General features: G+C 64.1%; 11 protein-coding genes. 1 reads left to right on the top strand and 10 read right to left on the bottom strand.

Going from position 1 to position 9,935, the window contains the following annotated elements:
- Positions 1-80 precede the first annotated feature (80 nt).
- On the top strand, positions 81-359 hold the full coding sequence (locus tag ACTHL0_RS19500; protein ID WP_440537304.1) for a hypothetical protein: 279 nt from the start codon (positions 81-83) through the stop codon (positions 357-359).
- Between the two features lie 117 nt (positions 360-476).
- On the opposite strand, the gene ACTHL0_RS19495 is transcribed toward ACTHL0_RS19500, so the two are convergent.
- The 10 genes from ACTHL0_RS19495 to ACTHL0_RS19450 form a co-directional block, all read right to left on the bottom strand.
- The gene (locus ACTHL0_RS19495) at positions 477-1,265 is read right to left on the bottom strand and encodes an MBL fold metallo-hydrolase (RefSeq protein WP_440568509.1); all 789 of its coding nucleotides are present in this window, start codon (positions 1,263-1,265) and stop codon (positions 477-479) included.
- 10 nt (positions 1,266-1,275) lie between these two features.
- Positions 1,276-2,409, bottom strand: a complete 1,134-nt coding sequence (gene bamC, locus ACTHL0_RS19490) for an outer membrane protein assembly factor BamC (protein ID WP_440568508.1) — start codon at positions 2,407-2,409, stop codon at positions 1,276-1,278.
- Positions 2,410-2,530: 121 nt separating this feature from the next.
- A complete protein-coding gene (gene dapA / locus ACTHL0_RS19485; RefSeq protein WP_440568507.1) occupies positions 2,531-3,448 on the bottom strand; it encodes a 4-hydroxy-tetrahydrodipicolinate synthase in 918 nt (305 codons plus the stop codon).
- Positions 3,449-3,490: 42 nt separating this feature from the next.
- Complete coding sequence (locus ACTHL0_RS19480; protein WP_440568506.1) at positions 3,491-4,111, bottom strand: class I SAM-dependent methyltransferase; 621 nt, start codon at positions 4,109-4,111, stop codon at positions 3,491-3,493.
- A gap of 37 nt (positions 4,112-4,148) precedes the next feature.
- Positions 4,149-5,351, bottom strand: coding sequence for a tryptophan--tRNA ligase (locus ACTHL0_RS19475; RefSeq protein ID WP_440568505.1), 1,203 nt, complete (start codon positions 5,349-5,351; stop codon positions 4,149-4,151).
- A gap of 4 nt (positions 5,352-5,355) precedes the next feature.
- Complete coding sequence (locus ACTHL0_RS19470; protein ID WP_440568504.1) at positions 5,356-6,021, bottom strand: site-2 protease family protein; 666 nt, start codon at positions 6,019-6,021, stop codon at positions 5,356-5,358.
- Between the two features lie 50 nt (positions 6,022-6,071).
- Positions 6,072-6,704 (bottom strand): L-threonylcarbamoyladenylate synthase, encoded by a 633-nt coding sequence (locus tag ACTHL0_RS19465; RefSeq protein ID WP_440568503.1) that lies wholly within the window; start codon positions 6,702-6,704, stop codon positions 6,072-6,074.
- 97 nt (positions 6,705-6,801) lie between these two features.
- Positions 6,802-7,632, bottom strand: a complete 831-nt coding sequence (locus tag ACTHL0_RS19460; protein WP_440568502.1) for a 3',5'-nucleoside bisphosphate phosphatase — start codon at positions 7,630-7,632, stop codon at positions 6,802-6,804.
- A 142-nt stretch (positions 7,633-7,774) separates the two neighbouring features.
- The gene (locus ACTHL0_RS19455) at positions 7,775-8,659 is read right to left on the bottom strand and encodes an alpha/beta fold hydrolase (protein ID WP_440568501.1); all 885 of its coding nucleotides are present in this window, start codon (positions 8,657-8,659) and stop codon (positions 7,775-7,777) included.
- Positions 8,660-8,831: 172 nt separating this feature from the next.
- Positions 8,832-9,731: a ferritin-like domain-containing protein gene (locus tag ACTHL0_RS19450; RefSeq protein WP_440568500.1), complete on the bottom strand. Its 900-nt coding sequence runs from the start codon at positions 9,729-9,731 to the stop codon at positions 8,832-8,834.
- Positions 9,732-9,935: the final 204 nt, after the last annotated feature.

Here is a 9,935-nt window from a genome sequence, read left to right as displayed (position 1 = left end):
GCGGCCTAGGTTGGTGTTGGAGCACATTACCGGTATTATTTCGCGCTGTTGCTTACCTTTAACCATAAAAGGACGTGATCATGAAGAAATCCCTCCTCGTAGCATCCCTGTTGGCGGCTGTTGCACTGGCTGCGTGCAATAAGAGCAGCGACCAAAACGCTGCCGCTCCGGCTAGCGACGCTGCCGCTGCTTCGGCTCCCGCTGCTGCCGCTTCGGACGCTGCTGCGTCGAGCGCTGCTGCTGCTGCGAGCGACGCCACGGCTGCTGCGAGCGACGCTGGTGCCGCTGCTTCGAGCGCTGCTGCTGCTTCGGACGCTGCTGCGTCGGGCGCTGCTGCTGCTTCGGGCGCAAGCCAGTAAGAAGCACCTGCCTGTAACGAGGCAACAAAAAACCGGCCTTGAGCCGGTTTTTTGTTGCCTGTTTTGTTTTGTTGACTATCGTTTTGTTTTGCTCGTTCGAGCGTCCCTCCCGTCAGCTCACGTCCCACTGCCACCGCATCCGAGCCAGTCGAACCCGAGCGCCTGCGACGCGACCATGACGTCCTCGGCCGCCGTGCCAAGCACGTCCGCCAGCGCCTGTTGCGCCAGCTCCGGCAGATTGTTTTGCTGACTTAAATGCGCAGCGACGACATGCGAAAGCCGCGTCCGATCCAACGCCGCCAAAATTTGCGCCGCCGCATCGTTGCTCAGGTGTCCGTGACTACCGCCGATCCGCGCCTTCAGCGATTGCGGATAGCGGCTCGTCGCAAGCATTCGGGTATCGTGGTTGCATTCGAGCACAAGGGCATCGCACCCGCTCAGCATGCCGGTGATATGCGGCGTCGAGGCGCCGACGTCGGTTAGGACGCCTAAGCGGTGCACGCCGTCGGAAAAAACGAATTGAAGCGGCTCGCGAGCGTCGTGAGGCACCGTATAGGGCAAGACCTGAAGATCGCCAATGACGGCCGTCTCATCGCCCCATAGCACGTGCAAATCGATGTCACTGCTATCCGCACCGACGGCCTTTGCCGTCCCCCAGCTCATATAGAGGGGCAAGGACCATTTGCGCGCGAGCGTCAACGCGCTGCCGATGTGATCGCTGTGTTCGTGAGTAATGAGCACGGCATCGAGCGCATCGATGCCGTATTGAAGGCGAGCCAAGCGGCGTTCGAGCTCTTTCGCGGAGAACCCGCAGTCGACCAGCACGCGCGTCGTCGTCTGGCCGCTGGCGGCCTCGACGACGAGGGCGTTGCCCTCGCTACCGCTGCCGAGGCTGGCAAAGCGCATGGAATAACGATCAGTTCAGCTGGGCGTGCAGCAGCGAAATGAGGTTTTTGGCCTCGGCCGACGTATCGACCTGACCGCTCGCATCGACAACCGACACTTCAGTGCCCGTGCCGTTCGGGTGAACGTTGACGAGGAATTCCTTGCCCGACTGCTGCTTCGGCTTGCTATAGAACAGCTTCCCGAGCAAACCGTCGCCCTTCAGCTCTTGCGCCGTATCGGCGTAGCGAACGTAGTAGATGCCCTTTTCGCGATCGCGATTGTCGACGGTGAAGTTCGTCCGATCGAGCGCGAGCCCGACGCGCAGCCAGGCCACGTCGAATCGATCGGCCAGATCGAGCGTCGTCGTGCCGCCGCTCATATCGATCTTGGCGGGCGCCGAAGCAGGCCGCGCATCGGCGATCAGTTGCTTCGACTGCGCCTCGGTCAAACCGAATTGCTCCATCAGCTTCGACAGGAACACGGCTTCAAGCACCGGATTACGCGGACGCTCGACCCAGCGCGACGAACTCTTATCCTGCCCCGTCATCATTTCTTCGAGCGCGCTATGCGTGATCGAAATATCGGTCGCGCCATTCGCCCCATGCTCCACGAGTGTCCGGAAGCTGTCGCGCGTACCCGACGAGTAAGCGAAATCGATGACGTGGCCGATCGTGCGGCGGAACCAGTCGTCGGGAATGTTCGCGCGGTTTTCCGCCCAATCAGTCGTCATGATCCCCGTTGCGGGCGCATCGGTCTTCAAGACGAAACCGCTCGCTTTCCAGAACGCCTCGAGCTGCGGCCAGAGCTGATCGGGCGTGCGTCCGTCGACCACGAGCCAGCGGCGATCGCCGTCACGCTCGACGTGCATGCCGAGCGGATCTTGCGCATTCGGCACACCCTCGCTCGAATTGCCGGCCGTGGTCACGTTACGCGTCGGCGCGCCGCCCAGTGCGGCGCTCGCGGGCGGCGCCGTGTACTGCGACTGCACCTTGGCTTCATTCAGATCGCTCGGCACCTTCAGCGGGGGCGCCGAACCCGTCGATTTGTAGTCGACGCGATCGGTGGCAAACCAGTCGTTGAGCGTATCGCACCCTGCGAGGGCCGAAATGGCGAGCACGAGTGCCGCCGCGCGGATGGCATGGATAGAGAAAGCGGAACGTTTCATGAGGTCCTTCGTGATGCGCAACACATGCCTGCGACGGCGCCGAGCGCGCGACTGTGACTCTGTACCGACGTCGATGAATGCAATGAATCCGATAAGGCGGCGGTGGCCGCCGCCAGCCGTCTTAGCCGAGTAGCCCCGCTTCGGCCAGCGCAGCGCGCACCACCTCGTGGTACCGCGCATCGAGCGGCGTCAACGGCAGCCGGATGCCACCCTTGATCCGTCCCATTTGCTCGAGCGCCCATTTCACGGGAATCGGGTTCGCTTCGATGAACAGATTCTTGTGCACCGACAGCAGCTTGAAGTGGATCTCGCGCGCCGTCTTGGCGTCGCCCGCGATCGCAGCCTTGCACAGCTCACTCATCGCGCGCGGCGCGACGTTCGCCGTGACCGAGATGTTACCGTGGCCGCCGAGCAGCATGAGCCCGATGGCGGTTGGATCGTCGCCGCTGAGAATCGAGAACCCGGCGGGCGCACCTTTAATCAGGTGCGCCGCACGTTCGAGGTTGCCCGTCGCTTCCTTGATGCCGATGATGCCCGGCACTTGCGCGAGACGCAGTGCGGTTTCGGTTGCCATATCGGCGACTGTCCGGCCCGGCACGTTATAGAGAACGACCGGCAGATCGACCGATTCCGCGATCTTCGAGAAGTGGCGATACATGCCCTCTTGCGTGGGCTTGTTGTAATAGGGCACGACCTGCAGCGTGGCGTCGGCTCCAAGGGCCTTCGCCTGCTTCGTCAACTCGATCGCTTCGACGGTGGAATTGCCGCCCGCGCCGGCGATGACGGGGATACGTCCAGCCGTGTGTTCGACGGCCGTCTTGATCATGAGGACGTGCTCGTCGACCGACAGCGTGGCCGATTCACCGCTCGTTCCGACGACACAAAGCGCGTCGGTGCCCTCGTCGATATGCCAATCGATCAGCTTGCGAAACGCCGGCAGATCGAGCCCGCCATCTTCGAGCATTGGCGTGACGATCGCCGGGATGCTGCCGCGAATGCAAAGCCCGCCTTGGGTACCGCTGGATGTGCCGTTAGCCATGAAACGCCATGAATTCAAACGTGAAAACGCGATTGTAGCGGATTAACCGGCCAAATCGTAACGCGCGAGCGTCGCGCCCCCGCAGGTGTCGTTCGCGCCCCGCTGCCCGGGCAGGCCCGCGCAGATTCGTTGCACGAAAGCGGGCCGGGGAAGCGCTACGTAACCGTCCTCGTACGCGACGACCGTCAGCTGCCCGCGCACGGCTTCGAGCAGTTCGCCAGGCGCCAGCAGGAACGCCGGATTCGACGGCTTGCCGATCGTCTCGTTCCCGCGCGCGAACGTTTCGTACAACAAAATTCCGCCGGGCGCCAAAAGCGACGCGAGCCGCGGCAACAGCGGCCGATAGAGGTAGTTCGTCACGACCACGGCGGCGAACCGCTGCGTGTCGGGTAACGGCCAGGGGCTCCCGTCTTCGAGATCGGCCGATACCGGCTGCACGCCATCGATACCGCCGAGCGCGGCGAGCGCCGCCTCGGCGCGGTCGATCGCCACGACGGCATGTCCGCGCTCGGCGAACCAGCGCGCGTGACGGCCGCTGCCCGCCGCGATATCGAGCACCGTACCCCCGGGCGTGACGAGATGCGACCACCGCGCGATCCAATCGGACCGCTCCGCCCGTCCTTCAAGCGGCACGCCCGGCGCACCATCGTGCGGGCCGGTCATGGGCGCCCGCCGCTACGGAACCGGACGCGCGTGGCCGTCATGAGTACGACAGCCCCATTGCTTCGCGCACGTCGCGCATCGTCTCGGTCGCGAACTTGCGCGCCTTGTCGCAGCCATCAGCGACGATCGCGCGCAGCAGCGAGGGATCGTCCATGTATTTTTGCGCGCGCTCGAGCATCGGCTGCTGCTCGCGCAAGATCCCTTCGATCACGGGCTGTTTGCACTCGAGGCAGCCGATCCCCGCGGAACGGCAGCCCTGTTGGACCCACGAGTGCGTCGATTCATCGGAGTACACCTGATGCAATTGCCAAACCGGGCACTTGTCGGGATCGCCCGGATCGGTCCGGCGCACGCGCGCGGGATCGGTCGGCATCGTGCGGACCTTCTTCGTGATCGTCTCCGCGTCTTCGCGCAGGCCGATCGTATTGCCGTACGATTTCGACATCTTTTGCCCGTCGAGGCCCGGCATGCGCGACGCTTTGGTCAGCAGCACCTGCGGCTCCACGAGGATGATCTTGCGCGACCCTTCGAGATAGCCGAACAGCCGCTCGCGGTCGTTCATCGACAGGCTTTGCGACTCCTGCAGCATCGCGCGCGCTTGCTCGAGCGCTTCGTCGTCACCGTCCTGCTGGTAGGCGTTGCGCAGCTCGTGATAGAGCTTCGCCCGCTTGCCGCCGAGCTTTTTCGCCGCTTCGAGCGCCTTCTCCTCGAAACCGGGCTCGCGCCCGTACAAGTAATTGAACCGGCGCGCGATTTCGCGCGTCATTTCGACGTGCGGCACCTGATCCTCGCCCACCGGCACGAGCGATGCGCGATACAGCAAAATGTCGGCCGCCATCAGCACCGGATAGCCGAGGAAACCGTAGGTCGACAAATCCTTGTCCTTGAGCTTCTCGATCTGCTCCTTGTAGGTGGGCACCCGCTCGAGCCATCCGAGCGGCGCGCTCATCCCCAGCAATAGCGCGAGTTCGGCGTGCTCCGGCACGCGGCTTTGAATGAACAGCGTGGCCTGCGCCGGATCGATACCCGAGGCAAGCCAGTCGATCAGCACTTCCCAGACGTTCTTTTCGATGACCTCGGGCGTCTCGTAGTGCGTTGTCAGCGCATGCCAATCGACGACGCAAAAGAAGCACGGATATTCCGACTGGAGCCGAACCCAGTTCTTGAGCACACCGTGGTAGTGGCCGAGGTGAAGCGACCCTGTGGGGCGCATGCCGGAGAAGATGCGATCTGGAAACATGGTGTCAGTTCAGGAGCAAAGCAAGAGGAGTCAGGAGGGTCGTCACGGCATCGTAGCCGATCGAAAGGAGCGGGAGCAGCCAAAACTTGGTCAAGAGCCCCGTCATCAACAGCGCCATGACGATGAAAAAACCATACCGCTCCAGCCGGGCGAACGAAATCGCCTGCCGCACCGGCAACAAGGCCGTGAGTACGCGCCCGCCGTCGAGCGGCGGCAGAGGAAACAGGTTCAACACGCACAGCACGAGATTGACGACGATGCCGGCCGAGGCCATCCGCGTGAAAAACGGCTCGCTCACGCCGAGCGCCGGGAGCACCCGCTCCAGGACGCCCCACAGCAGTGCCTGGATGAAGTTGCACAGCGGGCCGGCCAGCGCCACCCAGACCATGCCCCAGCGCGGATTGCGCAAATTGCCGAACGACACGGGAACGGGCTTCGCGTAGCCGAAGATAAAGGCACCGTTGGTCACGAAATAAAGCAGAAGAGGAATCGCGATCGTGCCGAGCGGATCGATGTGACGCATCGGATTGAACGAGACCCGCCCCATCATGTAAGCGGTGTTGTCGCCCAGCAGTCGAGCAACGTAACCGTGGGCCGCCTCGTGCAGCGTGATCGCGAATATCACCGGCAACGCGTAGACGACGATCGTCTGGATCAAAGAGGGATTCATCGAGGTATTGTAGCAAGCGCCCGGTCAGGCCCCGCCCACGCGCGTCCCGCTCACGATGCAACAAGCCCGAATGGCTCCAGCGCGCCGCGCCCCGCGCGCAGGAGCACAGGCTCCTCGCCCGTGAGATCGACGACCGTCGACGGCTCGCGCGGACACGCCCCGCCATCGATGACAAGATCGATCTCCTTTTCGAGACGCGAACGGATTTCCTCCGGATCGTTCAACGGCTCGTCTTCCTGCGGGAGAATCAACGTCGTCGCGATCAGGGGCTCCCCCAGTGCTTCGAGCAGCGCAAGCGTGATGGCATGATCGGGAACACGCAAGCCGATCGTTTTGCGCGACGGATGCGAGAGTCGCCGCGGCACTTCTTTCGTCGCCAGCAGAATGAAGACGTAGGGCCCCGGCGTCACCGACTTGATCAGGCGAAACTGCCGGTTGTCGACCATGGCGAAGTTCGCGAGCTCCGACAAGTCGCGCACGAGCAGCGACAAATGCTGCCGCTCGTCGAGCCCGCGGACGCGGCGCAGGCGCGTCACGGCGTCTTTATCGTCGAGCCGACAAGCCAGTGCGTAGCTCGAATCGGTCGGCAACGCGATCACGCCGCCGTCCTTGATGATTTGCACTGCCTGCGCGATCAGCCGAGGCTGAGGATTGTCGGGATGAATCCTGAAGAATTGGGACATGTGCGAGCAATGGATGAGCCGGCGGATACGGCGATGCCCAGCCGCGGGCCTCGCCAGGCGCGGCGGGCAATCGAGCCGGCCGCATGCTTCGAGCAGCCTAGAGCCAGCGCGCCCAAACCGGCGTGAGATCGGACGGCAGCAGCGGCAGCTTGCCGAGTTCGGTGCGCCCTTCCGATGGTGCGTGGAAGTCCGACCCGCGCGAGGCTTCGAATCCAAAGCGACGTGCGACGTCGGCGTATTCGCGGTACTGGTCGGGCGTATGGCTGCCCGTCACCACTTCGATGGCCTTGCCGCCCAGATCCAGAAACTGGCCGAACAACGTATCGAACTCCAGCGGCGTGTACTTGTAGCGGCCAGGGTGCGCGATGACTGCTACCCCGCCGGCGGCGCGAATCCATTCAACCGCGCTCTCGAGCGACGCCCACCGGTGCGGCACGTAGCCCGGCTTGCCTTCGCCCAGATAACGCTCGAAGACGTCCGGAGTGGATTGCGCGTAACCCTTTTCCACCAGGAAGCGCGCGAAATGCGTGCGAGAGATCAGGTCAGGGTTCGACACGTAACGCCGCGCGCCCTCGTAGGCGCCTTCGATGCCGATGGCGGCGAGTGCGTCGCTCATCGCCTGCGCGCGTGCGGTCCGTCCGCTTCGTGTCGAGCGAAGCCCCTCGAGAAGCGCCGGACAGGCCGTATCGATGCCGAGCCCAACCACATGCACCGTGCGCGACGCCCACGTGACCGAGATCTCGACCCCGGCGATGTACGCCATACCGAGCGATTCGGCTTCGCTGCGAGCCTGCGCCTGCCCCGCCACTTCGTCGTGATCGGTCAGCGCCCAGAGCGTGACGCCGCCCGCATGCGCGCGGCGCGCAACCTCGGCGGGCGCAAGCTGGCCGTCGGAAACGTTCGAATGACAATGGAGATCGGCGTTCATGCTATCGGAATCGGGTGTTCATCTTATTTTACCCGCAACCTGCGAAGTCAGCCGGCCAACCGCTCGCCCCGAAGCGCCCGGAATGAGCACGCGAGGGCTGGCTGGGCCCTCGCCCGATCACAAAAGTGATGCATACCGCGCGTTACGCGCAAAACCCTTCGATCAATGCCGCGACCTGCTCCGGCTGATCGTGGTGCACCATGTGGCCAGCCTCTTCTATGAGCTTTTCACGCCAGTCGGGGAAGGCCTGGAAGCGCGCCTTGTACTCGTCGAGCGGGATGTCGCCGGCCAGCATGGCCAAGGTGGGGGAAGCGACCGCTTCCACGTGCAAAACCTTGGCCGTCACTTTCGCCCAGACAGCCATCACTTCATCGAGGCGGTAGAGCAACGGCCCATGATGCTTGTGGGCGGGATCGGCCAGCAGCCTATAGCGGCCGTCATCGCCAAGCTTGGCCCAGTGACGTGCCAAGAACCGCGCACGTTCCGGCGCGAGCCGAGGATTCGTCTTGACCAGCCGGGCGCCCACGTCGTCAAGCGTCTCATAGGTCTTCAACCGCGCCGGTTCGCGGATGTCGTCGAGCCATGCCGCCAAGCGGCGTGGCCATTCGCTCGGGCGCGCCGGCGCCAGCCCGAATCCTTCGAGATCGACCACCCGCCGCACGCGCTCGGGGCGCGCGCCGGCATACAGGCACACGACGTTCGCCCCCATGCTGTGCCCCACGAGATTGACCTGGCCCGCCGGCGCGTAGTGATCGAGCAATGCTTCGAGATCGGACAGATACTCGTGAAACCAGTAATGGCCGCCGCCGCGTTCGGCAACGGGCCAATCGGACAGGCCGAAGCCGCGCGCGTCGGGCGCGATCACCTGCCAATCGCCGCCGAGCGCATCGACCACGAATTGAAAGGACGCGGAAACATCCATCCAGCCATGCAGCATGAACAGCGTCGGCGCATCGGGGCTGCCCCAACGCCGCACGTGCAGCTTGACGCCGCGCACGGTCACGAAATCGGATTGCGGGTTATTCATAATGAGATTGGTATCGGCGAGCGCAGCAAAAAAAGAATGACCGTTCGATTATATCGTCTATCGAATCTTTCGCCGCGGCGCCGCGCGCCGACGGTTAGACGTCCTCCTCCATTGATGCGGCGTTCAGCTGCGCCCGTTTCCCCTGAGGCGCTCGTCTGACATCCCAGCCTGCTCAGCGTTCGCGGGGCTTGCCGGTATCCGGATCGTCCGCCGCCCCGGGCGAATGGGCCGCCAAGGCCGTCAGCTCCGCCTCGTCGAACCCGGCCTCGCGCCGGGCCTCGAAGTTGAACGGCCCGCGCAGCCGCGGCGCCCGGTATTGCTCGGCAAGACGTGCATAAGTCTCGTGCGGCGCCAAAGCCCGCGCATCGCACAGATATCGGAACCATGCGTTGCCGATGCGCACGTGTCCGATTTCGTCGCGCAGAATCACGTCGAGTATCGCGGCCGAAGCCACATCGCCTGCTTGAGCGAGACGCGCGCGAATCGGCGGCGATGCATCGAGCCCGCGCGCTTCGAGCGTGCGCGGCACGAGCGCCATGCGCGCAAGAACGTCATCGCGCGTGCGTGCGCACATATCCCAGAGCCCGTCGTGAGCCGGGAAATCACCGTAGGTGTGGCCGAACTGCACCAGCCGCGCTTGCAACAGCCCGAAGTGATGCGCCTCTTCCGCGGCAACACGCAGCCAATCGGCGTAAAACGCCTCCGGCATGCCCGCGAACCGCCAGACTGCATCGAGCGCCAGATTGATCGCATTGAACTCGATATGCGCGATTGCATGAAGCAGCACGGCCCGCCCTTCTTCGGTCTGCATGCCGCGGTGGCGCAACGAACGCGGTTCGACGAGTTCCGGCTTGGCAGGACGGCCCGGCACGAGCGGTGGTTCCTCGATGTTCTCGTCAGGCCAACAGACTGCTTCGCCGGCCGCGTAGCCGTCGCGCAATGCGTTCACCGCGGCGACCTTCGCCTCCGGCTCGCGTTCGCACAACGCCGCCAACGCCAAGCGGCGCATGTTCGAGGCGCAATTGCCGGTGGACAAAGGGCCGGATACGGGGCGATTCAACGATAGAGACATAGTGCACGTAGCGGGATACGGGACGGCAGCGACATGGCGGCGCGGGCGTGCCCGCCACCAGTCAGGGACGGACCGTTTACAATGTGCGATTCGACACGCGCGCGCCCGCCCATCCATGCCGCGGCATTGTACCGGCCGCGCGCCGCCCGCCAAAGGAGACATTGTGCCGATCTACAAGCTGGGAGAACACGCTCCCACGATTCA

It is taken from the genome of Trinickia sp. (assembly GCF_051961175.1).
In the GTDB taxonomy this organism is placed as follows: Bacteria; Pseudomonadota; Gammaproteobacteria; order Burkholderiales; family Burkholderiaceae; genus Trinickia.
This window is presented reverse-complemented; position numbering and strand designations above follow the sequence as displayed.

Bases quoted from the DNA above. Each gene is read 5' to 3' on its own strand.
- ACTHL0_RS19500 (WP_440537304.1), top strand. From the start codon at position 81: ATGAAGAAATCCCTCCTCGTAGCATCCCTGTTGGCGGCTGTTGCACTG.
- ACTHL0_RS19495 (WP_440568509.1), bottom strand. From the start codon at position 1,265: ATGCGCTTTGCCAGCCTCGGCAGCGGTAGCGAGGGCAACGCCCTCGTC.
- bamC (WP_440568508.1), bottom strand. From the start codon at position 2,409: ATGAAACGTTCCGCTTTCTCTATCCATGCCATCCGCGCGGCGGCACTC.
- dapA (WP_440568507.1), bottom strand. From the start codon at position 3,448: ATGGCTAACGGCACATCCAGCGGTACCCAAGGCGGGCTTTGCATTCGC.
- ACTHL0_RS19480 (WP_440568506.1), bottom strand. From the start codon at position 4,111: ATGACCGGCCCGCACGATGGTGCGCCGGGCGTGCCGCTTGAAGGACGG.
- ACTHL0_RS19475 (WP_440568505.1), bottom strand. From the start codon at position 5,351: ATGTTTCCAGATCGCATCTTCTCCGGCATGCGCCCCACAGGGTCGCTT.
- ACTHL0_RS19470 (WP_440568504.1), bottom strand. From the start codon at position 6,021: ATGAATCCCTCTTTGATCCAGACGATCGTCGTCTACGCGTTGCCGGTG.
- ACTHL0_RS19465 (WP_440568503.1), bottom strand. From the start codon at position 6,704: ATGTCCCAATTCTTCAGGATTCATCCCGACAATCCTCAGCCTCGGCTG.
- ACTHL0_RS19460 (WP_440568502.1), bottom strand. From the start codon at position 7,632: ATGAACGCCGATCTCCATTGTCATTCGAACGTTTCCGACGGCCAGCTT.
- ACTHL0_RS19455 (WP_440568501.1), bottom strand. From the start codon at position 8,659: ATGAATAACCCGCAATCCGATTTCGTGACCGTGCGCGGCGTCAAGCTG.
- ACTHL0_RS19450 (WP_440568500.1), bottom strand. From the start codon at position 9,731: ATGTCTCTATCGTTGAATCGCCCCGTATCCGGCCCTTTGTCCACCGGC.